We start from the raw sequence: 25,511 nt of genomic DNA, 5'->3' as shown, positions 1-25,511 counted from the left end.
TCTTTTAATTTTTCTTTAAAAGAGTTGCTCCTGCAATCCCTGGGTGTGTCATTTCGAATGGATCTAGAATTAACTCTAAGTCTTCTTGTGACAATACACCATTTTTCACACAAAGTTCTCGAACGGATTGGCCTGTTGCAATTGCTTCTTTCGCAACGCGAGCTGCTGCTTCATAACCGATATGAGGGTTCACGGCTGTAATAATTCCTACACTTTTCTCAACATACTCTTTTAAGCGATCTTCATTCGCTTCAATTCCTTTTAAGCAATTATCTGTAAAGGCACGGAAACCGTTATTCATAATGCTAATCGATTGAAGTAAGTTGAAAACAAGTACTGGTTCCATAACGTTTAATTCTAACTGTCCTGCTTCTGAAGCAAGGCAAATTGTATGGTCATTACCAATGACTTGGAACGCAATTTGATTAATTACCTCTGGCATAACAGGGTTTACTTTCCCTGGCATAATAGATGAACCTGGTTGACGAGCAGGCAGCATAATTTCCGCTAAGCCAACCCGTGGACCTGATGCCATTAAGCGAAGGTCATTCGCGATTTTAGACATATTCATCATACATACTTTAAGTGCTGCAGATACTTCAGTATAAGCATCTGTATTTTGCGTCGCATCTACTAAATCTTCTGCACCGACAAGTGGCAGTTCACTAATTGCAACTAAATGTTTTACAACTGCTTCAATATATTCTGGATCTGCATTTAAGCCTGTACCAACTGCAGTTGCTCCCATGTTCACTTCATATAAGTGTTGACGTGATTGCTGAATGCGTTTCATATCACGTTCAAGTACACGAGAGTACGCTTTAAATTCTTGTCCAAGGCGAATTGGCACAGCGTCTTGTAAATGTGTACGTCCCATTTTAATCACATGATCGAACTGTTCTGCTTTTAATTCAAATACATCATGCATATAACCCATCGTTTGTAATAAGACTTCTAATGCATTTAACGTTGCGATATGAATCGCCGTTGGGAATGCATCATTTGTTGATTGGGCCATATTTACATGACTATTTGGACTAATATAATGATAGTCTCCCTTTTCCATTCCTAATAATTCAAGAGCACGATTGGCAATGACTTCATTTGCATTCATGTTCATTGAAGTACCCGCTCCGCCTTGGATTGGATCTACGATGAAATGATCATGCCATTTTCCATCAAGAATTTCTTGAGCAGCTTCTGCGATCGCACCGCCCTTGTTTAATTCCAATCTTCCTACATCTGTATTCGCAAGCGCTGCAGCTTTTTTTACAACTGCGAACGCTTTAATTAAACCTTCATGGATTTTGTATCCTGTAATTGGGAAGTTTTCAACTGCACGCATTGTTTGTACGCCGTAGTATGCATAGTTTGGTACTTCTTTTTCACCTAAAAAATCTTTTTCAATTCGAACACCATTTTTAACTTCAGTTAATGTTGCCATGATTATTCACTCCTTAACGATTTCTTATGCTGCTTTTGTTTCTTTGACTGTTTCTACATATTGTTTTGCTTTCTCATTATCGAATTCGCCTTCCCACTTCGACATAACAATGGCCGCTAATGCATTTCCTAATACATTGACAGATGAGCGAATCATATCTAAAATGCGGTCAATTCCCGCAATTAATGCGATACCTTCTAGTGGTAACCCCATTGAACCTAACGTTGCTAATACAACAACGAACGATGCACCTGGAACTCCCGCCATACCTTTGGATGTTAACATGAGAACGAATAATAACGTTATTTGCTCCGTTAGTGACATGTGCACACCGTACATTTGTGCAACAAATAATGCCGCTAACGCTTGATAAATAGCCGATCCAGTCAAGTTAAATGTATAACCTGTCGGAATTACGAAAGAGGCAACTGCCTTTGGACAACCGAACTCTTCCATTTTTCTCATTATATTAGGTAAAACAGCTTCTGAACTTGCTGTCGTAAATGAAAGAATCAATTCTTCTTTTAAAATTTTTATTAATGTAAAAATGTTTACTCCAACCATTCGTGCATTAATACCTAATACAATCACAACGAATAGTATAACAGTTACGTATACAGCTAGCACTAGTTTTCCTAGCGGAAGTAATGTTGCTACACCAAATTTTGCAACCGTAACGGCAATTAATGCGAATACACCAAATGGTGCAAATTTCATAACTTGATTTGTAACCCAAAACATAGCTTCGAGTACGCCTTCAAAAAAGTTAAAGACAGGCTTTCCTTTTTCCCCAATTGCCGCAACTCCTAAGCCGAATAATACTGAGAAGAATATAATCGGTAATAGGTCACCTTGTGCAATCGATTCAAATACGTTTTTCGGTACAATGTGAACAATTGTCTCAGCAAAACCTTTCTTCTCTGTTGCATCTGCAGTTTGTTTATAAGAAGAAATATCACTTTGCTGTAAATTACTCATATCAACACCAGTACCTGGTTGGAATATATTCGCTGCAAGTAATCCCATTAAAATAGCAATCGTCGTAATAATTTCGAAATAAAGAATTGTCTTACCACCCAGTTTCCCAAGCTTCTTCATATCTCCTACACCAGCTACTGCAACAATTAATGCTGAAATAACAATTGGTACTACAATCATCTTAATTAAGTGAATAAATATATCCCCAATTGGTGTGATATAAGAAATCGCCGTTTTATTGCCATAAAAGACTGCCCCTACTACAATCCCTAAAACAAGCGCGACAAAAATTTGTGTTGCCAATCCGAATTTTTTCATTTATGTTCATCCCCTTCATGCGAACGCTTTCAATTTGAATTTATAAAAGCTACTCACACATCTTATAAGCGAACCTACAAAATCATACAAAAACCTACAAGTTCGTCACAAAAAATTCAAATATTTTTCTTCTTTTTTTCATTGACACCATTTTGTTAAAAAACGATAAAATAAACTTGATAAGTAATCAGATTGTTTCGTATAATCAAAAAGATATATACTTAAAACAAATCAAAATGAAAAGGAGTGGATGTTATGAAAAACTATACAAAGCAATTCGTCCTATCTTCTTCTTTTCTTTTTCATTTTCTAAAAAAGGAACAAAGGCATTCGCCTTTGTTCCTTTTTTATTGCGATCTATATAGGGGGAATTGTTATGAGGCCATATAAACGTGTCTTAATTAAATTAAGCGGCGGTGCACTTGCCGATCAAACTGGAAATAGCTTTAACTCCAAACGATTAGAACATATCGCAAACGAAATTTTATCCATTGTTGATTTAGGTATCGAAGTATCCATCGTCATCGGTGGCGGTAACATTTTTAGGGGGCATCTAGCTGAAGAGTGGGGAATCGATCGCGTAGAAGCTGATAATATCGGTACACTAGGTACAATCATTAACAGCTTAATGCTTCGCGGTGTTTTAACAAGTAAAACAAATAGAGAAGTACGCGTTATGACTTCCATTCCATTTAATGCAGTAGCTGAACCATACATTCGCTTGCGTGCAGTCCACCATTTAGATAACGGCTATATCGTTATCTTTGGAGGCGGAAACGGGCAACCGTTCGTGACGACAGATTATCCAAGCGTACAAAGAGCTATTGAAATGAATAGCGATGCCATATTAGTCGCAAAACAGGGTGTCGATGGCGTTTTTACAAGTGATCCGAAGCATAACAAATCAGCAAAAATGTACAGCAAACTAAACTATAATGATGTCGTTAGACAAAATATACAAGTCATGGATCAAGCGGCATTACTGCTTGCCCGGGACTACAATTTACCAACGCATGTCTTTAACTTTGATGAGCCTGGAGTCATGAAAAAAATATGTTTAGGTGAACATGTGGGGACGTTGATTAATGATGATGTTACGATGCTGGTGCATGAAAAATAATGATTTCCCACCAAAAAGGGTGCCTTTTGTAGGCACCCTTTCCTAATCCATCATCACAAATAGAACTCAACCAATCCCGCCACTTTCTCCTTACAACGCTCCCAAAAAGATAACTTCTCAAAAAACTCTTTCGTCATTTCTTTCGAATCATGAAAATCCTCTGTTAACGCCTTATTAACTTGTCCTACAATAGGACCGCCATAAATATAAAAATTCATTTCATCATTTATATTGAAGCTACGCGAAGTAAAGTTTGTTGTACCAATAACAGTTAATTCATTATCAATAAGCATTAATTTGCCATGGAACATTCCTTTTTTATACCCATATACAGTAATCCCATTATTAACAGCTTGACGTATGTATGGATACGCCGCTTCTTTTATAAGAGGTAGATCTGGTTTATATGACCAAAGTATTTTTACTGTAACACCACGCTTTTGTGCTGCGATTAAAGCATTCATGGATTCTTTATTTTTTGCTATAAAATACGGCGTTGCAATTACAATGGAGTGCTGAGCTTGTTTTATGAGCTCTATATATTTTTCAGCAACGTAATGCCCATTGTAACTAGTCATAGTATGTAATGTATTCCCTTTACTAGCTTTATTCGTACTCCTCTTTATCTCTTCTTTCGTATCTCGTTTCCAATCTAAAGCAAACTGCTCTTCTAAATCTTTTGCTCCTTCTCCTTTAAGCCGTACATGATAATCACGCCAATATCCAAATCGCTTATCTTTCCCTAAGTACTCATCTCCTATATTAAATCCGCCTGTATAGCCAATATCCCCATCAATCGTCGTAATACGGCGATGATTACGATGGTGAAGTGAATAAAATCCGAATGGCAATGCAGGTTTTCTACTATATGTAAAATGCACACCACTTTCCCGCAATTCATTTATCATCTTTCTTTCAAATGATAAATCATTAATGCGATCAACTGATAAATAGACGTTTACTCCTTCTTTTGCTTTCTCTTTTAATAAGTTTAAAAAAGTATGACTACTTTTATCATCCGACAAAATGAAGAAATAAGTGTAGATGGAGCTTTTGGCTTCTCTTATATCAGTAAATAATTGTTTATAAAAAGACTTCCCTTCTACATATAATTGAAAGTCACTATAATGAGGCGCATACTCTGTCGGCATGTTTTTTCCAGCTTCCATTTTCCTACCTAAGGTAACATCGATATGCATACAAATTAAAATAAAAACGAAAATAGCAATAATTATAGAAGTAACTCTTAATATTTTTTTAATCATTTTGGTTTCCTTCCAATCATATTCCTTACTATTTCGTAGTGTTTCATTTAAATATGTTTTCATACGAAATGTATTTCTTATTTTTATTGATACTAAACAGTTAAAGGAGATATGAATATGAGAAAAGGAAAAACTCCTATTGTTTTTATCCCAGGTCTTTTCGGTTCAATGAGCAATATTATTATTCCCGGCACTGGTAATTGGAGTTTTGGACTTTCTGCATTTATTTACGAACCATTCATCATGATGCTAGAAAGTATGGGCTACGAACGAAATAAAGACTTGTTCATCTGTTTTTATGACTGGCGGCAGCGTATTGTTTTTTCTACACAAAAATATTTATTACAAACGATTGCTTATGCTAAAAAGATTACAGGTTGCGATAAACTAAATTTAATTTGTCATAGTATGGGCGGCCTTCTTGGACGTTCTTACGTTCAAAGTGACGAATATAAAAATGATGTGAATCAACTTATAATACTCTGCACACCAAACGCTGGATCTCCACCAAATTATAGTTATTGGACTGGAGGCAGTCTCCCTATCCATGCCTCTTCTAAAATAAATATCGTTCATTTTTATATGGAACAATATATTTGTTACTTCAGCATCTTACATAAAATGAATAAAGTTGAGGCGATACACATTTACTTTCCAGGATTACAAGATGTTATTCCTTGTAAAGATTACGGAAATTATTTATTTATAAAATCCGACTCTTCTATTACATTTCTTCCTTATAGTAAGATGAAAACGAAAAACCCTTTCCTCGATATATTAAATACAAATAGATTTATTATACAAAAAAGAAATATTGAAACGACACTCATTGCCGGAGATGGAGAGGAAACAACTCAATATTTACAAGTCGTCCCTTCACATTCCAAACTGAAATGGACAGACGGCAAAGTCGTCAGTGATTTACTTACAAAACATGGTGACGGTAACGCTGTTCTACATAGCGTTTTTCTTCTAAAGGGACATAAATATGTTTTGCATGCTTCACATAACGAAGTGCTCTACAAAAGCATTCCTATACTACAAAAGATACTCTAAATTTCAAACAAAAAAGGTATGGCATTAAGCCACACCTTTTCACATTAAACAAAATTTCTCGCATCATTATTTCTTCCAAACTTATAAATAGCAATTAAGAAGAATGCAATTGCGAAAGCTAATAAAATTAAAATGTTTAAATACAACTCCGAGAATGGTATTCCCTGCTGTAGTTTTGATATCGTATCTAACAACCAGCGCTGCGGAAGAAAATTAGCTACTTTTTGTACTGCACTTGGCATAATGTCATATGGGAAATAACATCCAGCAAGTAAGCATGTTGGTACAATGATCATATTTTGCATCGCATTTGCCGATGCTGAGTTTTTCGAAAAAGCTACAAGGACTAATGATATTCCAATTGCGATTAATGCAAATAGCATTAGTACGCCCATCATCACTATGAAAGGCATATTGATATTCGTATGAAAAACATTCGTTAGGAATAGGATTGTAATCAAAATTTGTACTGTTAGTATTATCATATTTACTCCGACATTAGATAATATAAACTTCTTCCCATCTATCGGCGTTGATAATAGTCTAAAGTACGTTCTATTCTCTTTTTCTTTTAAAATATGACCTGATAAGTTCGCTGCTGAAAACAGCATAAACATAATAAGGTAACCCATCGTTTGATTTGTCATATCTTTATTTTTCGAAGTATCTTCTAGCGTCTCAGTTTTCATTTTAAATGAACCTTTTTGATACCCTGCGTACATATTATCAAACGCACTTTGATCTGTTCCTGCCACTTTACTAATAGCTGCTATATTATCAATATAATTATATAAATATGATTTTATAAATCCTGTTACTTGATCACCTTTAATCGATGAAATTTCAATATGCTCTGGTTTCCCTTCTCGAACACTTTTTGAAAAACCAGAATCTAATGTAATAACTCCATCAAGTTTTTTGGAAGTGAATTTATCTTCTATTTGAGACTCCTTAACCTTACTCACATTCACATGATTTAATCCTTCTAAAAACTTTATCGTATCATTTGCTATCGGCTCATTTTCTTTATTTACAATCCCGATATTTAACGTTCCTTGCCCTGCATTTCCGTATATCGAGAAGGAAATGAGCGTCCCTATTATCGGCAAACTAATAATAATGAATAACCCTTTTTTATTTTTCAAAAGTACAGATAACGTTTTTTGTATGAGCCATAAAATATCCTTCATACTATAGCCCCTCCCGTCTACGTAATGCAATAATTGCAATTAATAAAAAGAGTGCTGATATTCCAAGGTTTAAAGAAATGACTGGTAGTGCTGCCCCTACATCATTTGCATAAATAATTTTCATAACAGCTGTATTTGCCCAAGTTAATGGCGATAAATTCGTAACGAAATTTTCTTCTACTACGAAATATGCACCTCCAAAAATAGAAGCTAATTGCACAACAACCATAATAATTGCCCTAGACGCTTCAGCTGTTTTCGTGATATATCCGATTCCTAAACCGAAGCTAATTGCTAGAAAGACTTGTGTTAATAAAATAAGAAATATGATTCCAAGATGGTCGCCCCAATTCGCTTGAAAAACAAATTTACTAAATAACATGACGAGTAATATGCACAGGGCATTTGCTACTAGGCTACCAAGTACTTTTCCAATGAATATTTCAGCTTTACTTATAGGTGCAGCAATGAGACGATCTCCTGTTTTACGTATTCGTTCTCCTCGAATTAAAGAACTCGCTCCCATCGCAGCATATAGTGCAATCATCGTTGTCATTACAACCGCATAGTAATCCATAGAACCTGGTTTTTTCGCAGCTTGTAAGGATGTTTCTTTTATATAATCATTATGATTTCCGTTTGAAATAACTGTGCTCACCTTAGTAGGATCTACTTTTGCAACTTCGACCGCTACATTGTACTTATCAACAAATGTTGTAAGCATTCCTTCCACAATACTCCCCTCAATACTACTTTTGTCACTTCCGTAAAATTTTGCACCATCTTTATTTAACTCTACATAAGCAGCATATTTATTTTTCTTCACTTCTTCTTTCCCATCTATACTGCCGGAAGCTTTTTTAAAATGAATACCTGATTTATCCACTTCTTTCGTAAATGCTGCAAATGATTGAGAAAACGTGCTACTCGCTTCATCTTTATATAGCACTTGTATATCTTTAATCGAATGACTATCACTATTAAATGCGTTGGTTAACGCTGTTCCTAACACAAGCATAAGTACAATCGGAAATGCTAACATAAAAACTAAAGTTCTTACGTCTCTGAAATCTCTTTTAATATGCATAATTGCAATATTGAAGATGTTCAATTGATGAACCTCCCTTTACCTTTTCTTCATTTACCTTTTATTTATCTCGTAAGTTTCTTCCGGTTAACGTAAGAAATACTGTTTCTAAGTTTGGAGCCTGCTCCTCTAATGAACGAATTTCAATGTCATGATTAATGAAATGCTGAATAATTTGATTTAAATTATTTAATCCTGCATCCGAGTTTACCTTGATTACGTTCTCTTCAATTTGAACAGCTTTCACACCGTTTATCTCTTTTAACTTTTCTACATCTAAATTTTCTACTGACTTCACTTCAATCCAAATATCTTTCGTATCTGTAATAATCGCTTTTAACTGTTCTTTCGTACCTTCTGCAATCACTTTACCGTGGTCGACAATTGCGATTTTCGTACAAATCTCTTCTACTTCTTCCATGTAGTGGCTCGTGTAAATAATCGTACTTCCCATTTCATTTAATTTACGTACTGACTGCAAAATGTAGTTTCTTGACTGTGGATCAATTCCAACTGTCGGCTCATCCATAATAATCAACTTCGGTCTATGAGCAATTGCACAAGCGATATTCAGTCTTCGTTTCATCCCGCCAGAAAAGTTTTTCGGATAACTTTTATGTTTATCGCTAAGTCCTACAAATTGAAGAGCTTCCTCTACCCTAGCTTTTAATTCGGCTCCTCGTAATCCGTACAACCCAGCAAAGAATTTCACATTTTCATAGGCAGTTAACTCTTCATAAATCGCAATATCTTGCGGAACAATACCAATATTCATCTTTGCAAATCGATTATGTTTCTTTATATTTTTTCCTAGTATGCTAATTTCACCTTCATTACTTCTTAACAAGCCAGCAATCATATTTATCGTTGTACTCTTACCAGCACCATTTGATCCTAAAAAGCCAAATATTTCTCCTTCTTTAATAGATAAAGACATATTATCAACTGCGATGAAATCACCAAATTTTTTCGTTAAATTTTTAATTTCTAATGTATTCATCATTTTCACCCCTATTTCGGTTTCTCTGCTTTTAGTATAAACAAAAAGAATGAACCTGCTCAGTGCAGAAGTTCATTCTTTTCACATGAGAATATTCACTTTTTTCATATGAGATGGTTCATCTTCGTCCCATTCTCTTATATCGGCAACAACATCGTCACTGAAAAGCCACTTGTTCCATCTACAATAATTTTTCCGTTTACTGAAGCTGTTCGCTCCTCCATCCCCATAATACCGAGACCTTTTTTAACAAGAGCTGCCCCTTTTCCGTTATCCTTCACTTGCACCTTAACCATCTTGTTAAGCACATGAATATCTATAGAAATAACTGTAGCATCAGCATATTTCATTGCATTTGTTAGTGCTTCTGTAACATTCTCACCGATAATTTTCCACTGAATGGGAGAAATCATATCTAAGTTCCCTTTATATACAAAAGGAATATTCACATCATTCTTACCGGCAAATTCCTCTATGAATAATTTCATACGATGAATACCAATTTGCTCAGTTGGTGGCTTCATATTTTTTAATGTAATGCGAATACTTTCAATTCCATCTTTTGAAATGTGAATTGCATTTTGTAATAACTCCGCAGATTTTTCTTTATCTATTTCCATTAACCTTTTTGCTGCTTCCATTTGAATAAGCGCACCCGTCATCGAGTGACCAATTTTATCATGAATTTCTTGCGATAACCGATTTCTCTCTTCTAGCTTAAATGTGTATTCAGATTGTCTTATGTACTCTTTATTTTCATGTAAGCTTTTCGTAAGTCGTTGCATATCTTTTCGCATCTTATCATTTTGCGATTCAAGCTTTACTACACGCGATATATATCGATCTGCAATAGTTAAAACGAGAAAAGAAAATGCAACAATTAATCCATAAGTCATTCGAATACTTTCATCTGCAATCGTAATTGGGAGCATCATAACGACAAAGCGTGGCCAATTCTTTTCTATGTAATAGAATGTAATTTCGTATAAGTTCAAAGGTAAAAACAAAATAAAAAATGGATGAACCCTCCATGTAAATAACATAACTACGCCAATGGATATACAGATTAATATTTTTTTATACGTATCTTTTTTAAATATAGAAATCATTACGTTTACAGAAAGGTAAATAAGTAAAGTAAATATAACCCACGGTAAATTTGCTACATTTGCGTAAATATAACTGAACACAATATATAAAAAGACAATTAATTTACTTACAGTTAACCAAAATTCCATATCATTAATCTACTTTCCCTGTTAAGTAATAAATCGCAATTTGTGTGCGATGTTCAAGTCCAGTTTTCCCTAAAACTGATGTAATATAATTTGCAATTGTTCCCTCAGATATAAAAAGCTGTTTCGAAATTTCTTTATTTGAGAAACCTTTTGCAATTAATGCGATAATACTAAGCTCCCTTTCTGTGAAAAGGCTCTTATCAATTTTACATTCTTCCTCTTTACTTTCCATTAAATTAGACTTAATTTTATCGAGGACAACATCTTGCATAACAGTTTGACCGTTATATACTCCTTTTATCGCATCACGAATACGCTCCGGATCGTTATTTTTTAATAAATAACCTTTCGCTCCGTTTTTTACTGCATCCAAAATATACTCATCATCATCAAACGTCGTTAAAATAAGCGGTTTTGTTTTCGTCTCTTCACAAATGAACTTCGTCGCCTCTACACCGTTCATATTTGGCATACGAACATCTAAAAGAGCAATATCAACTTCATGCTTTTTACAATACGCTACAGCATCTTCCCCATCATTTACAGTATCTACTACTTCAAACTCTTCGTATGTATTTAAAATAATTTTCATGCCCTCTCTAATAAAAGAGTTATCATCTGCTATTAATATTTTAATTTTCATGTTTGTTAGTATGAACCTTTCCCTACTAACATTCACATCCTTTCTCCGTATAACATTTCCTACTTGCTCATTATATACTTCTCTTTACCATTTTTTCACACCTTTTTTCATCTAGCTCTCCCGCAAAAAATATATTATTCTTTTTTTACAAAATGTGTAGGGTGACTTATCATTCTTTACGTCTATATAATAGAATGCGTCAAAAAGGAGGGAGAGACCGATTGAGGAAAAACAATTAATTGAAAAAGCACAGCAAGGAAGCGAGCATGCTTTTCGTATCCTTGTACAAACATATCGTCATTATATTTTTCAAGTTATCTTTTCTATTTTAAGACATGAAGAAGATGCGAAAGATGTTACACAAGAAGTATTCGTAAAAATTCACACCTCTCTCCCAAATTATCAATTTCGCGGATTAAAAACGTGGATGGCACGTATTGCCACCAATCACGCTATTGATTATAAGAGAAAGAAAGCTAGAGAAAGTGAAGAACTCTCCTTATGTAAAGAAGCTGAGGAAAATATACAGTCCTCTCATAATATTGAGGCTTTATTATTGACGAAAGAGCAAAAATTACTCATTGCTCAAAAACTGAGAGAACTTCCCGAAAATTACCGTGACGTCGTTCTCGCACATTACTTAGAAGAAAAGAGCTATCAAGAAATTGCTTTACAGGAAAACATCGAAGTAAAAACAGTCGAAATGAAACTGTATCGAGCACGAAAATGGATTAAAAAACATTGGAAGGAGGAAGAGTTTCTATGATGCATTATTCAAAAGAAGATTGGCGCAATTATACATTAGATTTTATAGAAAGCAATGAACGTGAATCTATGGAAGAACATCTTTATGAATGTGATCATTGTTTAGCACTTTATATGGAAAGTATTGATGAACAACATGAAAACCTTCCAATGATAAATGATGATTCATTTACGAACGAAGTTATGACGCAAATTAATTTTGAAACACTACAGTCTAATGAAAATATAAAAACAACCTCACTAAAGCGCACGATCATTCATTACATAATTGCGACTGCGGCTACAATTATTTTTATGGTAAGTGGTTTATTTCAGTATATTTTTACAGCGACATCAAATTTAGAGAAATCTTCAAAACATAACGAGTCTTCTATTTCACAACAAATTGTAAACAAATCGGTAGACACATCGAAAAAGGACGGAGGTTCAAAGCATGAATAAAAATCCCTTTTTAGCACTTGTATTAGGGCTAATTCCTGGGCTTGGACATTTATACTTAAAAAAGCTAGGACGGTTTATTTTATATAGCGGAGGATCACTATTTCTATTCTCCTTTGCAGTATTTTGTACCATAGTAGTAAGAGAACGTGATATTGCTTTTCTTTCTCTATTTTTACTAGCTGTTCTATGGGTAATTAACTTACTAGATTTAGTTATCACCATTATAAACCAAACGAAAAAGCAAGAAGCTGGAGAAGTGATAAATTCCTCTAAAGAGAGCGAACGATTTTATATCATTCTCTTATCCATCATCCCTGGACTTGGCCATTTCCAATTAGGACTTATGCAACGCGGACTTACATTTTTAGTAGCTTGCACAGGAATCGGAAGTATGATCATTTTCGTTGCACTTTTAACATCGCAAGAAAGTTTTCTTATCTTCCTTATTACGTTACCTGTTTTATGGATTTATAATTTCTTTGACGTTGTTCAGCAACTACAGAAAAAAGAACGTGGCGAGCAATTAATTGACCGTACTATTTTCGAAGATTTTGAAGAGCACCGCGAGCAGGGAAAGAAAAGTAAAACATTTGCTTCTATTTTAGCGATGTTCCCTGGAGCAGGTCATATGTATTTAGGCTTACAACGCCGTGGTCTTCAGCTTATGGCAGCCTTCTTACTATCTATTTATTTACTCGACTTATTAAGACTTTCTGCGTTTTTATTTTTAGTACCAATCATTTGGTTCTATAGCTTTTTTGATGCGTTACAGCAAACAGCAAAATACGGAAAAGAACGAGTTCAAGACGAACCCATTATCGATTATTTTATAAATCATCAAAGATGGATCGGTATCGGATTAATTACACTCGGTGGTTATTATTTATTAAATCAAACAGTCCTTCCTATTTTGAATGATTATTTTGTAACTATATTTAATATTCATCTTAGTGAACTATATTATCGCTATTTCCAAACATCTATCGTTGCACTCCTTTTAATTGGCGGCGGCTTTAAATTGTTACTTGGAAATAAAGAAAACAAAGGTGGGACAAGCGAATGAGGACTTGGCGTGTTGGAACATTCTCAATGGGGCTTTCTATTATATCGTTAGGATGCTTTTTACTATTTTCAGTCGTAAAAGGAATTCAAGTATTAGATACACTAACTGCATGGTGGCCAGTTTTACTCATCATACTTGGAGCCGAAGTTTTACTATACCTTCTATTTTCTAAGAAGGAACAATCATTTATTAAATATGATATTTTTAGTATTTTCTTTATCGGTGTTTTAGGAAGCGTCGGAATTGCTTTTTACTGTTTATTATCAACTGGATTACTAGAAGAAGTTCGTCACTCTATTAACACAACGAGGCAAACGAGTAATATTCCAGACGGACAATTTGATATACCTGAATCTATCAAAAAAATCGTAGTAGATGCAGGACATCAACCTCTAACGATAGAGGGAAATAATACAAATCAAATTCATCTTTTGGGAACTTATGAAATGACAACGAAAGCAAATGAAAAACTCAATTTAAAACGAGATGATTTTCTTTCAGTTCAAACGGCTGGAGAAACGATGTATATCACTTTAAAATCATTACCTGTTCAGCATACGTTATTTAATTCAGCACCACAGGTGAAACCAACGCTTGTTCTTCCGCAAAATAAAAATGTGGAAATCCGTGCTTCAAATAACGAACTATCTCTTTATCCAGGTCAATTACAAAATAATTGGTTTGTACAGGAAGGCTCAAGAGTGTCTGTCCATCTTGCAAAAGAAAGTGATGTATCTTTAACAGCAGTAACGAATCAAAAAGAAACCCATGGAAGTACACCTTGGGAACAAGTAGAAGATTTAACGAAAAACGAAAATACTTCTTCAGAAGAACATCCAGAATTAAACAACCAAGAACATTGGTATAAAAATTCGATTAAAACTGGAAATGGGACGTACAAGTTAAATATTGAGAAAGCTTATAATTTGAATATGAGTGTTCTCGAAAAATAAAAAACCTTCCGCAATTGCGGAAGGTTTTTCTCATATAATCGCTTTAATTCCTTCTAACACTAATCCAATCATAAATCCGCAAACCGCCCCGTTCACTCGGATCCACTGCAAATCTTTACCGACATTATTTTCAATCATTTCGATTAACGTTTTATCATCTAACTTATCAAGGTTTTCTTGTACAAGCTTACCAATTTTCGAATGGTTCTTCTCAACAAGACTTACAACTTGTTTTTGTAACCAATCTTCTATTTTTTGAACTGTCTGTTCATCTTCTTTTATTTTATTCATTTGTTTTTGTAAAAATGAAATAACATATTTATCAGCAAATTCTTCATTATTTACAAAAGCAACTGCTCTTTGTTGTACTTGCTCTAGCATCTCTTTTATTTTGTCAGTAGCATCCCAATTCGCAATCCACTTTTCTTTCCAATTTTCTAATTCCTTTAATAAGGCTTCATTTTCTTTTACATTGATAATTTCTTGACGAATCTTCGCTAATATAAGTTGTCTTGTGCTATTATCAGCCTCTTGTAGGCTGTTAATATTACTAATGATAAACTTCTGCAAAATGCCGCCAATTTTATCTTCATCTACAATATTCATAAATGATTTCAAAGTAAACTGCAAGAATCCATCTACTTTTATATTTTCCATCGCCTTCATACCTAAGCTACCGAGCTGGTAACGAGCTTCATCTTGCGCTGTCCAATCTTTTACCTTCACTAATATGTAATCAAGTGTCTTCTCATCATATTCTTGCACAACTAATTGATCAACAAGCACTTGTAAAATGTTATTTGTATTAATTGTATGTAAATACGTCTTTAATTCTTTTTCAATAATAACCGCTAATTTTTCTGTATCGATTGAAACAATCGCCTTCTCAGCAATCGTTACAATGCCTTTTTTCACAGCATCAGACTGCATTTCTCTCTCTGCAATTTGTAGCACCATTTGTGCTAGCTGCATTTCTTTTACTTTATTCGTAATACTTTCTTTCGTTAGCCACTCATTTTCTAACGTATTGATGAGCCCTTTCGTTACTCGTTTACGGTTTTTAGGTAACAAAGCTGTATGCGGAATTGGAATTCCCATCGGGTGACGGAATAAAGCAGTAACCGCAAACCAATCTGCAAGCCCGCCAACTAACCCAGCTTCAAATCCCCCTTGTATAATCTCTCCTGCTACCGTTCCTTGAAAAGGGATAGAAGCCGCAAAGCCTATCCCCATAACCCCAAGCGAAATACCCGCTATATATTTAGTCTGTAATGACATCGTATACACATCCTCTTATTATGTAAAATAAAGCTTTTTTGTTGTATTTATTCCATATTAGTTATCCTTTATATATACTATAAAGAACTATTGTGAAAATAACAAAGATTTTTATGTACATGAAAAAATGAGGCTACAATTAGCCTCATTTTTCTTATACCGTTAACTCCAAACCTTTCCTATAATATTCATTCATTACATCTTTTGGAACCATACTTCCACCCGTTCCCCACACAATATGAGTACCTTTTTTCACCTTCTCTGTTAACTGTTGCTTTTGTAAATACTCATCTTCTTTACATACTTTCACTGGCCCAATCATACCTGCTAGTGCAGAAGGCTCTAAATAAATATTCTCCGTATCAGCTAGTTCTTTTAACAATCTATATAACTCTTCATCACTTACTGTGTAATTTCCACTCAAAAATGGTTCCATCGTTTTACCGACAAATCCAGACGGTCTTCCTACCGCTAGTCCGTCCGCGTCTGTTACATTATCAATCCCGATATCTTGAACAGCAATTTTATCATGAAGGCCTGTCATTAAACCGAGTAACATACAAGGAGAATGTGTTGGCTCTGCAAAGAAACAATGAACGTTGTCTTTATACAATAACTTTAAACCAAATGCGACGCCGCCAGGTCCGCCTCCTACTCCGCACGGAAGGTAAACGAATAAAGGATGCTCTTCATCTACTACAACCTCTAACTCTTCTAATTGCTTTTGTAATCGTGATGCTGCTACTGCGTATCCTAAAAATAAATCATGTGAGTTTTCATCGTCTACAAAATAACAGCTAGGATCCGCATCCGCTTGTCTTCTTCCTTCTTCTACTGCTTTACTATAATCATCTTCATATTCAATAACGTTTACACCTTTACTTCTTAATAAATCTTTTTTCCATTGTTTCGCATCTGCTGACATATGAACCGTTACGTTAAAACCTAGTTTGGCACTCATAATCCCAATGCTTAGCCCTAAATTTCCTGTTGAACCGACCGCAATTGAATATTTGGCAAAAAACTCTCTACATGTATCACTATCTAAAATGGAATAATCATCTTCTTCTGTTAACATACCATGCTGCAAAGCTAATTGTTCAGCATATTTTAACACTTCATAAATGCCACCCCTAGCTTTAATTGATCCTGATATCGGAAGATGACTATCACATTTTAATAATAATTCTCCTAAAATAGGTTGCTTGTAATTTGTCTCTAAAGCTTCTTTCATAGAAGATATTTTCACTAAAGGTGATTCGATTATGCCATTCGTCCCTTTCGTTTCAGGAAAAACTTTCGCAATATATGGTGCAAAACGCTTTAATCTCTCTTCCGCATCTTTTACATTCTTTTCATTAAGTGGTGAATCTTTTATTGCCCTTTCATACTTTTCTATGTTTGGATTTATCCAAAATACTTCTTCTGTTGCAATAAGTTTATTCACTAATGGGTATTCTGCTTGTAATGCCCCTATTTCTTTCATTTTGTTTCCTCCTTATATCCTTGTAGCTCACCATATAATAAATTATAATTAAATTAATTTTAATATAGTTTAACACAAATCGTTAACTTTAGTTAATTTTAATTTAATTTATTTAAATATAATTTAATAACCCTTAAGGAGATTTTCATTATGGAAAATATAGATATTGGTAAAAAAATTGAAAAACAAAGAAAAGAAAAAGGTTTAACTAGTAAAGAACTAGCAAAGATGGCCGATATTACACCATCTATGTTAAGTCAAATTGAGCGTGGGTCTGCTAACCCTTCTATTCAAACATTAAAAGTGCTTGCTAAAGCTCTTGATGTGCCAACATTTAGCTTTTTACTTGAAGATACAAATACAGACGATTTAATTGTACGTTCCCATAAACGAAAGAAAATGATTATTGATAATTTATCATATGAAATGCTTTCACCTGATTTCACTGGAAATTTAGCAACAGCAATTATGACCGTCCCGCCTAATACAGCTTCATCAGAAAATGTGCTAGAACATAAAGGAGAAGAATTAGCATTTGTCTTAGATGGGAAAATCACATTATATTTAAATGAGGAAGAATACGTATTAGAAACTGGCGACAGTGTAAAGATACCTGCTTATTTAAAGCATAAATGGGTGAATCATTTTAAAAAAAATGCCATTGTTTTGTTTTCTGTTACTCCGCCGATTTTTTAATGTATCAATAAAAACAGGATGATTCTTATAAAATGCGGATTATCCTGTTTTTATTAAATAAGAAAGTGAAATTTTTGTTAAAAACTTAACAGTTGGACCCAATCCGAACAATCCTCCTAAAAACATTTTTACAAGTGAAGCTATCCCTCCCATTGATGCTAACGTATCATGAGTCAGATTCATCCCACCACTACCAGAGGCACTTGTAATATTCACATAAAAATAAGAAATACGTAAAAATTAATTAATTTTTCAGAATTTTGTTGAAAAATATGGTAAAATTACTCTTATACTTCTTCTATTTTGCTATTATAGAAATAATTAAATTAGGATACTTTTATCGGATGGGGGAATATATAATGAGTGTGTTATTAAAAGGGCATGAACAGATTGTCAACGAATTAAACATTTTATATCAAGTAATGGTAGCGGAGCAATTAATTGAAGCGAAACAATTAAAAGAAAAAATAGAGAAACAGATTAATAAAATTGAAGCTGATCAAAATCTATCGCTTTACTACTCCCTACTAAACTTTAAATATAAGGTCCTAACCGATTGGACAAACATTAAGTATGATACTTTTAGTCAAATTGTTCGTTTAGACAATCCAATAACTGAAGACTTTATTACTTATTATTATCACTTTTTTAAAGCTGAACATGCTACCATTATTGGAAATTATGATGAAGCAAAAAAAGAATACGAAAAAGCTGAATCCCTTTTAAAACATGTACCAGGCGAACTAGAAGAAGCTGAATATAAATATAAATTTGCTATATTTAATCACCATACAAACAAACCACTTACAGCAATCAATTATGCAAATCAAGCGAAAGAGATTTTCTCAAAATATCCACGTTATGAAATTAAAATAGCTCTATGCGAAAACATTTTAGGCTCATGTTCTGTTTATTTAAAACAATTCGAACAAGCCGAAGAGAACTATAATTCAGCAATCAATATTTTACAAAAGCTGAAAGACGATACACTAATCTTAAAAGTTCGAAATAACTTAGGTTGGCTCTACTCTTCTCAAAATCTATCAACCCTTGCTATTAGACATCTTACAATAGTTACAAACAAATTACCTAAACACCTAAAAGCCAATTTTCTACAAGCCAAAGAACATTTTAGTTTAAATGAAAAAGAACTTGCAAACGATTGGGTTCAAAAAGGCTTAGAAATTTGTAATGAATTAAATAATCAAGAATATAAACACCATTTCACTATCTTAAAAACACAACACACTGGTATTCTAGACGACTTAGAAAACGCAATCATTGCAGGCACTACATATTTTAACAGTAAAGAATTATACGATTATGCACAAGAATATTACGAATTATTAGCAGTAGAATTTCATAAAGTGAATAAAATAGAGAAATCTCAAAAATATTTTTTCAAAACTTACGAAGCAAAACAAAAATTATTAACTAAGGAGGCACTAAGATAATGAAAAAGATTAGTTTAGCTATTTTAACCTTTACATGCATACTTGCTTTTGGCTTTAATAATTTCACTGAAAATCAACAAGCAAAACAACTTCCAAAATGGGATACAGATAAACAAGAAACACATGCAGACCTATAGAAACCTAAAAACCCCTAATAAAGGGGTTTTTAGGTTTCTACAATATAATAATACGCTTATAAAAGATAGCCATACACAGATACTCTCTGTACATGGCTATCTTTTATTTTTTCGGCACCAACAAAATCCCTAAACTAATAATACAAAAGCTCATTATTTGCTGTGCTGATAGACCAAACAGAACCGAATTTTGTTCACTAACAAGCGAAATAATGATTTGAGCAAAACCCTCAATAATTAGAAAAACACTTATATTCTTTCCATTTCCGAGCCTTTCATTTTTCATCCATAACAAGCCCATTATACAAAGAGCAAGGATGATCTCGTATACGAATATAGGGTGATATAAAAGTTTAGATTCATATATTTTCATTCCCCATGGTAGTGTCGTTAGTGCACCTACTTCATGATGTAATAGAAAATAAAAGATAGTGCACACACACAATCCAAAAGGGAGTACATCAAGTAAAATACGAAGCGAAAATTGTTCCTTTTTACTTTTCCAAACAATGTATACACTAGCAATTACGCATCCTACTACAATATGTTGCATACTTCCAATAGCTAATATTGCTTGCACTGGCGCCCCAAAAGCCCATACAGGATTTAAAATTGCTGGTGCAAACTTCCATACAAATACGATGATAAGAAACGCATTTGTTACGGCATCCATCATTTTTTCATATGATGCATTTTGATGCCTCATCTTTCGTTTCATCAACATAAATCCAAATAGACTTCCAATTATAAGAGATACGGGTTGTAATCTCACGATCCACTCCATCATCACGAAATCCCCTTTTAGCTCTCAATCAATTTCTTAAATTTCTTTTCTAATTGATCTGGTGGTAATACACCTCGTACATGATCTACTATAATTCCATCTTTATTAACAAAAAATGTCGTCGGTAAAGAGAATACTTTATAATCTAGTCCAGCTACTCCGTCCATATCTAGTAGAACCGGAAACTCAAATCCATAGCGATTAGCAAATGCGCTTGCTTCTTGTACTGGGTCACTAACAGTTGCATTCACCGCAAAAATTTCAACATCCTTTTTATATTTATCATACATATGAACTAAGTCAGGTGCCTCCATTTCACACGGCCCACACCATGATGCCCAAAAATTAATAATATATGGTTTTCCCTTGGCATCATTTAACGACTGCAACTTTCCGTCCAATCCTTTTAATGTGATGCCAGGTGCTTTAAAACCTACTTGTGGTAATACTTCTTTCTCTTGTAACTCTGCTTGTTTCGCTTTTCTTTCCTTTTCTTCTTTCTTTGAATTATAAAAGTTAACCCCCGCCCAAACGAGAGCACCTACTAGTATAATAGCAATTAGTTTCTTCACTTTTCTTCCTCCTCATTTTTAAAAACCTGTAAATCCACCAAATAGACGAATAAAGAATGCTGTCATTTTCGTCATTTGATTTGTATACAATAAAATACCTGTAATATATGATAAATAAGATATATATAGCGATAAAAAGTATAATGATATAAATGACAACACCTCTATCCACACTACATATAGTAGTGTTTATTCTTAAAAAAAGAGGCTATATGCACTCTCCGACAATAAGTACAATTGACACACAGAATAACCCTACTGTTACATATACCGAGTTCGTATGTAACGGAATAGTAAGCTTAGCAACCTTTTCATTTAACACTTGCTCGATTCGTAAATTTATTGCTGTTTTTGCAAATGAAGCTGTAACACATCGATTTTCCATTGTCTTTATTTTAATTAATTTTAATAACGCGCTACCTAACTCAAATGAAGATTCCATTTTTTTCATCGCATATTTATCTGCTGCTAACTCTTGATACGTATGATATCGTTGTAACAATTCTTTTAATATCGGGATGTACATCATTCCTTCTGCTAATAACGTAAAACAAAATAATTTTAGCGGATCCCAATTATTTTGATGATATTCTTCATGGAAAATAATCGCATCAATCTCTTCATCTGAAAACGTCTGAAGCAAACCTTCCGACATGACAACTTTCGGACGGAATAATCCAATTGTAAACGCTGCAACTTCCGCAGTCGGCAGTATATATATTTGTTTCCCTTTTCTAATAAATGGGATAAGTACTTTTTGTACTTTTTTACTATAGAAAAATTGCCGCCAAATTCTTTTACAAACAATCAATACAGTAATTAATAATAACCCCGCTATTATAATACGAACCATTGATAGTTCTTTCATATGTTTTTCTAACTGAAACAAGCAAAACTTTGAAAGGAAGAATGCCTTATTTTGAAAGAGAAATGGATATGTAACATAATACAATAACAAGCTGAAAAAGAGGGTACTAACAATGAGTGCTAACAATACGATTTTACGCATTTGCCCTTTCATTTCATCGATCCTCTTTTTTTAACTGATTCAATTTGTCTTCTAATTTTTTTATTAAATTCGGATCAGCCTGCTCTAACTCATCTATCATATGTGTTATAACTAAATCTCCAAATTCCCCCACTAATTCCTGTGTCATTTTCTTCGTTTGATTGGATAAGAATTCTTCTTTCGTTTGTATAGCACGATATATGCCACTTCTTTTCACAGTCTGTTTTTCTAAGTGTAATTTCTCTACTAACCTGTTCATAACTGTCATAACAGTATTAAAATTCACAGGCGATTCTTCACTTAATTTCCGCTGGACTTCTTTAATAGTAATACCTTCAGTAGACCAAATAATCTCCATAATCTTCGCTTCAAGCGGTCCAAAGAAATGATTTAATCCTTGCTCATTTAACCTATAGTTTTGCGTAAACATCGTATGACTCCTTTCACACTACGAATTGTAGTACAAATTAAATGAGAGGTCAAACGCAAGTAATACAAACTAAAATTCACTACCTATAAATACGTACCTCATTCTATTCATTATAAGCCTAACTTATCTCCAAATGTATCAAAGAGATACTGCTCTAATATTTGTACACTAAACTTCTCATTACGCCCAAGGGCAAATAATTCCCGATCCTTCGCTACGATAGTATCTAACGGAATAACTACATTATCCACTATTTTTGTAATTTCAATTATATTACTTTTTACATTTACTTCTGTTTTAAATTCAACGTTTTCTAACACTATATGTGAACGTCTTCCTGATGCAAAAAAAGTAAAATTAGGATTTTTAACAACGCCAATTTCAGTCTCTAACGCATATAAATAGTGAAAAATTACATCTCTATGTCCATCTTTTATTATTTTTTCATCCTTCTCATCGTCTAAGTATTCTTTCAGCTTCGTTGTAAATTCAAATCGAAAATCCACTTTTTTCACGCTCCTTCTTTGTATTTCATATTAAATAAATATATTGAAATAATTTTACCATATTGTAATACAACTTCCTATTAAAAGTAAAAACTGTTTTAGAAAATCGCTATTATTTCCGATACCCTTTTAAAATATAAGTATAAATTCAATATGAATGAATGCTTCATTACATCTATTTAAACATATTTTTTCCATTTTTTGAAACATTAGTATGAAATATTATATATCAATGAATGGTTTCTAATTCATTGGTATATATAGTCAGTAGTTTCTTTACTATCCCGATATACTTAAACTACATTTTCTACTTATTCATTACATATAGAGAAGGAATGTAACTCTCTTCTATCGAATTTTTATATAACAAAAATAATTAGGTGGTGCTTTACTATGAAATTAGCTGTCATTGGTGGCGGTGATTTACAAGATTCAAATCACTTGCCTATTAATGAACGCCTTATAGAATTAACAAATAAACAGTATCCAAAAGTATTGTTTATTCCAACGGCTAGTCATGATGATGAAATCTATATAAAATTATTTTTAGACACGTTTGAAAAACAATTACATTGTGAAGTACAAATTTTACGCATTACAACAGATTCACCTTCTAAGTATGAAATAGACGAGATGATTCATTCAGCCGATTTAATTTATCTAGGTGGCGGAAACTATATTCACATGCTTACGCAATGGAAAGAACATAGACTTGATGAAAAATTATTATTGGCTCTGCAACAAGGGACACTTATTGCTGGCTATAGCGCTGGTGCTATGTGTTGGTTCACGTCTAGTATCCGATCAGATTATGAAGGTTCTGGTTATATAGAGAGTAATGGATGGGGGATTGTTAATAAAAGATTTTGTCCACATTATAATCAATTAAACAGAATGAACGCCTTCCATTCCTTTTTACAAAATCATCAAGGGAATATAGAAGGAATTGCACTGGAGGATAATTGCGCTTTATATATTACAGAGGAATCCTTTGAGATTATCGGTGAATCGGAAAAAGCATGGGAGTTTTATATGAGTGATAAAACACTCATTAGACAACATTTTGATATAACTTTAAAAAGCTATTTGTAAACCTGCACTTAAGAAAAAATGTCCCTAAGTCTAATAACTTAGGGACATTTTTTCTATTTAACTAACTAATCGTGTAATTCGTTTCTTTTGCCATGAAAGCTTATAATATGCATACTGCAATAGTAAGCTGACAATAAATGCTGCTGGATACCCGATCCAGATACCTTCTATTCCAAGACTTGTATGGTAAGAAAGATAATATGCTACGGGTACTTCTACAAGCCAAATTGAAACAACTCCAATAACAGTTGGCCAAAGTACTGTACCGCTCGCTCGCATTGTCGCACTAATAATTTGTGCATGACCGAAAATTAAATAACTCCATAACGTAATCATAACTAAGCTATGAGCAATTTCAATTGTAGTTTGACTCGTTAAAAATAGTGATAAAATGTCTCTTGAGAATAAATAAATAAGAGATATTAACACACCACCGATGACGTAGTTCATAATAATTCCGGCCTTCACAACTTTCTGCAATCGATCAAATTGATTCGCCCCAATTGATTGTGCTGCAAAAATAGAAACTGTAATACCAAGGCTAACTGCTGGCATTTGTACATAACTTGCAACTTGATTCACAACGCCGTAAGCAGCTGTTGCATCCGAACCGTAACGATTTACAAATGCGATTACGGCAATCTCAGATAATGAAACTAATATCATATTTATACTTGCCGGTATACCGAGCCTTAGCAATAGCTTTAATAACTCCCCATCCATTCGAAGGTATTTTCTAACCGTTCCATCTAGTTGTAATGGGTGATTTTTCTTCTTTAAATACACAAGCATGACAATAAACGTAATAACTGTAGATATAACAGATGCATAGGCTGCTCCATACACATCTAATTTCGGAGCTCCTAACCATCCAAAAATAAGAACTGGTAATAAAATCATATTTAGTACTGTACTTACAATTAAAAAGTAAAATGGCGTTTTAGAATCTCCTGTACCTCTCATAAATGTTGTATATGCGAAATATAAAAATAATACTGGCATCGATATAAATAAAATCCGTGCATAATGTACACTTATTTCAATAATATTTTCTGGCGTTCCCATTAGATGCATAATATCCATCGCAAAAATACTTCCTATTATCGCCAACACAACTCCAATAATAAAGGTAAATGTCAGCGTCGTACCAACGATAGCTTTTAAACGATCTTCGTTTTTAGCACCAAACGCCTGACCAATTAAAATAGAGCTTCCTGAACCGATACCAATTACAAATGAAACGAGCAAGAAAAATAATGGGAAGAATGCTGATATAGCCGCTAAATCATTAACTCCAAGCCATCTTCCTACTACTACCATACCAAATAATTGTCCAACTGATTGTAGTACATTACTTAATAATAACGGTACTAAAAACATCGACATCGATTTCCAAATCGGTTTACTCTCACTTTCCAACTTATGTGACTCCGCACCTTCTTTATTGTTATCTGCAGGTGGTTTCAAATTTCATTTCTCCTTTTATTAAACATCTATTTTCAATCT

27 protein-coding genes are annotated in these 25,511 nt (G+C 33.7%); 10 read left to right on the top strand and 17 right to left on the bottom strand.

Going from position 1 to position 25,511, the window contains the following annotated elements; translation table 11 throughout:
- Positions 1 to 4: 4 nt before the first annotated feature.
- Both aspA and MHB52_RS09435 read right to left on the bottom strand, forming a co-directional pair.
- Positions 5 to 1,444 (bottom strand): aspartate ammonia-lyase, encoded by a 1,440-nt coding sequence (gene aspA / locus MHB52_RS09440; RefSeq protein WP_325859049.1) that lies wholly within the window; start codon positions 1,442 to 1,444, stop codon positions 5 to 7.
- A 24-nt stretch (positions 1,445 to 1,468) separates the two neighbouring features.
- Positions 1,469 to 2,740: a cation:dicarboxylate symporter family transporter gene (locus tag MHB52_RS09435; RefSeq protein ID WP_000713291.1), complete on the bottom strand. Its 1,272-nt coding sequence runs from the start codon at positions 2,738 to 2,740 to the stop codon at positions 1,469 to 1,471.
- 376 nt (positions 2,741 to 3,116) lie between these two features.
- Here MHB52_RS09435 and pyrH point away from each other — a divergent pair, with 376 nt between their 5' ends.
- The gene (gene pyrH / locus MHB52_RS09430; RefSeq protein WP_001248061.1) at positions 3,117 to 3,860 is read left to right on the top strand and encodes a UMP kinase; all 744 of its coding nucleotides are present in this window, start codon (positions 3,117 to 3,119) and stop codon (positions 3,858 to 3,860) included.
- 53 nt (positions 3,861 to 3,913) lie between these two features.
- Here pyrH and cls read toward each other — a convergent pair whose 3' ends face one another.
- The gene (gene cls, locus MHB52_RS09425; RefSeq protein ID WP_058839114.1) at positions 3,914 to 5,125 is read right to left on the bottom strand and encodes a cardiolipin synthase; all 1,212 of its coding nucleotides are present in this window, start codon (positions 5,123 to 5,125) and stop codon (positions 3,914 to 3,916) included.
- A gap of 117 nt (positions 5,126 to 5,242) precedes the next feature.
- On the opposite strand from cls, the gene MHB52_RS09420 reads away from it, so the two are divergent.
- Entirely contained in the window at positions 5,243 to 6,181 is a 939-nt protein-coding gene (locus MHB52_RS09420; protein ID WP_061664945.1) for an esterase/lipase family protein, read from the top strand.
- Between the two features lie 44 nt (positions 6,182 to 6,225).
- Here the strand turns inward: MHB52_RS09420 and MHB52_RS09415 are convergent, their stop codons facing one another.
- The 5 genes from MHB52_RS09415 to MHB52_RS09395 form a co-directional block, all read right to left on the bottom strand.
- Positions 6,226 to 7,371 carry an ABC transporter permease gene (locus MHB52_RS09415; protein WP_061664944.1) on the bottom strand — a complete coding sequence of 382 codons (1,146 nt, stop codon included), beginning with the start codon at positions 7,369 to 7,371 and terminating at the stop codon, positions 6,226 to 6,228.
- A gap of 1 nt (position 7,372) precedes the next feature.
- Entirely contained in the window at positions 7,373 to 8,482 is a 1,110-nt protein-coding gene (locus MHB52_RS09410; protein WP_001020152.1) for an ABC transporter permease, read from the bottom strand.
- Positions 8,483 to 8,519: 37 nt separating this feature from the next.
- Positions 8,520 to 9,458 (bottom strand): ABC transporter ATP-binding protein, encoded by a 939-nt coding sequence (locus tag MHB52_RS09405; RefSeq protein WP_001093811.1) that lies wholly within the window; start codon positions 9,456 to 9,458, stop codon positions 8,520 to 8,522.
- Between the two features lie 137 nt (positions 9,459 to 9,595).
- Positions 9,596 to 10,696 (bottom strand): sensor histidine kinase, encoded by a 1,101-nt coding sequence (locus MHB52_RS09400; RefSeq protein WP_016117554.1) that lies wholly within the window; start codon positions 10,694 to 10,696, stop codon positions 9,596 to 9,598.
- 4 nt (positions 10,697 to 10,700) lie between these two features.
- Entirely contained in the window at positions 10,701 to 11,339 is a 639-nt protein-coding gene (locus tag MHB52_RS09395) for a response regulator transcription factor (RefSeq protein WP_050569649.1), read from the bottom strand.
- A 220-nt stretch (positions 11,340 to 11,559) separates the two neighbouring features.
- Between MHB52_RS09395 and MHB52_RS09390 the strand changes: the two genes are divergently transcribed.
- The 4 genes from MHB52_RS09390 to exsE are packed head-to-tail and all read left to right on the top strand — an operon-like array spanning position 11,560 to position 14,561.
- A complete protein-coding gene (locus MHB52_RS09390; protein WP_306461541.1) occupies positions 11,560 to 12,105 on the top strand; it encodes an RNA polymerase sigma factor in 546 nt (181 codons plus the stop codon).
- Positions 12,102 to 12,545 (top strand): hypothetical protein, encoded by a 444-nt coding sequence (locus tag MHB52_RS09385; protein WP_000972351.1) that lies wholly within the window; start codon positions 12,102 to 12,104, stop codon positions 12,543 to 12,545. The genes MHB52_RS09390 and MHB52_RS09385 overlap by 4 nt, the downstream gene beginning before the upstream one ends.
- Positions 12,538 to 13,608 (top strand): hypothetical protein, encoded by a 1,071-nt coding sequence (locus MHB52_RS09380; protein WP_001039124.1) that lies wholly within the window; start codon positions 12,538 to 12,540, stop codon positions 13,606 to 13,608. The genes MHB52_RS09385 and MHB52_RS09380 overlap by 8 nt, the downstream gene beginning before the upstream one ends.
- The gene (gene exsE / locus MHB52_RS09375) at positions 13,605 to 14,561 is read left to right on the top strand and encodes an exosporium protein ExsE (protein WP_016117552.1); all 957 of its coding nucleotides are present in this window, start codon (positions 13,605 to 13,607) and stop codon (positions 14,559 to 14,561) included. Before MHB52_RS09380 ends, exsE begins: the two co-directional genes overlap by 4 nt.
- A 30-nt stretch (positions 14,562 to 14,591) precedes the next feature.
- Here the strand turns inward: exsE and MHB52_RS09370 are convergent, their stop codons facing one another.
- Together MHB52_RS09370 and MHB52_RS09365 are read right to left on the bottom strand one after the other, a co-directional pair.
- Positions 14,592 to 15,839 carry a DUF445 domain-containing protein gene (locus tag MHB52_RS09370; protein WP_061664943.1) on the bottom strand — a complete coding sequence of 416 codons (1,248 nt, stop codon included), beginning with the start codon at positions 15,837 to 15,839 and terminating at the stop codon, positions 14,592 to 14,594.
- A gap of 154 nt (positions 15,840 to 15,993) precedes the next feature.
- Positions 15,994 to 17,325: a D-serine ammonia-lyase gene (locus MHB52_RS09365; RefSeq protein WP_061664942.1), complete on the bottom strand. Its 1,332-nt coding sequence runs from the start codon at positions 17,323 to 17,325 to the stop codon at positions 15,994 to 15,996.
- 150 nt (positions 17,326 to 17,475) lie between these two features.
- On the opposite strand from MHB52_RS09365, the gene MHB52_RS09360 reads away from it, so the two are divergent.
- Complete coding sequence (locus MHB52_RS09360; protein ID WP_016117549.1) at positions 17,476 to 18,021, top strand: helix-turn-helix domain-containing protein; 546 nt, start codon at positions 17,476 to 17,478, stop codon at positions 18,019 to 18,021.
- A gap of 39 nt (positions 18,022 to 18,060) precedes the next feature.
- On the opposite strand, the gene MHB52_RS09355 is transcribed toward MHB52_RS09360, so the two are convergent.
- A complete protein-coding gene (locus MHB52_RS09355) occupies positions 18,061 to 18,237 on the bottom strand; it encodes a hypothetical protein (RefSeq protein ID WP_001999537.1) in 177 nt (58 codons plus the stop codon).
- Between the two features lie 143 nt (positions 18,238 to 18,380).
- Between MHB52_RS09355 and MHB52_RS09350 the strand changes: the two genes are divergently transcribed.
- On the top strand, positions 18,381 to 19,475 hold the full coding sequence (locus MHB52_RS09350; RefSeq protein ID WP_000114846.1) for a response regulator aspartate phosphatase: 1,095 nt from the start codon (positions 18,381 to 18,383) through the stop codon (positions 19,473 to 19,475).
- Positions 19,475 to 19,612, top strand: coding sequence for a hypothetical protein (locus MHB52_RS09345; protein WP_000724010.1), 138 nt, complete (start codon positions 19,475 to 19,477; stop codon positions 19,610 to 19,612). Before MHB52_RS09350 ends, MHB52_RS09345 begins: the two co-directional genes overlap by 1 nt.
- Positions 19,613 to 19,715: 103 nt before the next feature.
- Here the strand turns inward: MHB52_RS09345 and MHB52_RS09340 are convergent, their stop codons facing one another.
- From MHB52_RS09340 to MHB52_RS09320, 5 genes are all read right to left on the bottom strand, one after another.
- A complete protein-coding gene (locus tag MHB52_RS09340) occupies positions 19,716 to 20,396 on the bottom strand; it encodes a prolipoprotein diacylglyceryl transferase family protein (protein WP_137026413.1) in 681 nt (226 codons plus the stop codon).
- A 17-nt stretch (positions 20,397 to 20,413) separates the two neighbouring features.
- Positions 20,414 to 20,968: a TlpA family protein disulfide reductase gene (locus MHB52_RS09335; RefSeq protein WP_000733185.1), complete on the bottom strand. Its 555-nt coding sequence runs from the start codon at positions 20,966 to 20,968 to the stop codon at positions 20,414 to 20,416.
- A 208-nt stretch (positions 20,969 to 21,176) separates the two neighbouring features.
- Positions 21,177 to 21,989 (bottom strand): M56 family metallopeptidase, encoded by an 813-nt coding sequence (locus tag MHB52_RS09330; protein WP_016117547.1) that lies wholly within the window; start codon positions 21,987 to 21,989, stop codon positions 21,177 to 21,179.
- Position 21,990: 1 nt separating this feature from the next.
- Positions 21,991 to 22,407: a BlaI/MecI/CopY family transcriptional regulator gene (locus MHB52_RS09325; RefSeq protein WP_016117546.1), complete on the bottom strand. Its 417-nt coding sequence runs from the start codon at positions 22,405 to 22,407 to the stop codon at positions 21,991 to 21,993.
- Between the two features lie 110 nt (positions 22,408 to 22,517).
- Positions 22,518 to 22,913: a DUF3942 family protein gene (locus MHB52_RS09320; protein ID WP_000347526.1), complete on the bottom strand. Its 396-nt coding sequence runs from the start codon at positions 22,911 to 22,913 to the stop codon at positions 22,518 to 22,520.
- Between the two features lie 393 nt (positions 22,914 to 23,306).
- Here MHB52_RS09320 and MHB52_RS09315 point away from each other — a divergent pair, with 393 nt between their 5' ends.
- Entirely contained in the window at positions 23,307 to 24,005 is a 699-nt protein-coding gene (locus MHB52_RS09315) for a peptidase E (RefSeq protein WP_061664434.1), read from the top strand.
- A 57-nt stretch (positions 24,006 to 24,062) separates the two neighbouring features.
- Here the strand turns inward: MHB52_RS09315 and MHB52_RS09310 are convergent, their stop codons facing one another.
- Positions 24,063 to 25,472, bottom strand: a complete 1,410-nt coding sequence (locus MHB52_RS09310; RefSeq protein ID WP_061664435.1) for an MATE family efflux transporter — start codon at positions 25,470 to 25,472, stop codon at positions 24,063 to 24,065.
- Between the last annotated feature and the right edge of the window lie 39 nt (positions 25,473 to 25,511).

It is taken from the genome of Bacillus sp. FSL K6-0073 (assembly GCF_038006085.1).
Lineage (GTDB): Bacteria > Bacillota > Bacilli > Bacillales > Bacillaceae_G > Bacillus_A > Bacillus_A cereus.
This window is presented reverse-complemented; position numbering and strand designations above follow the sequence as displayed.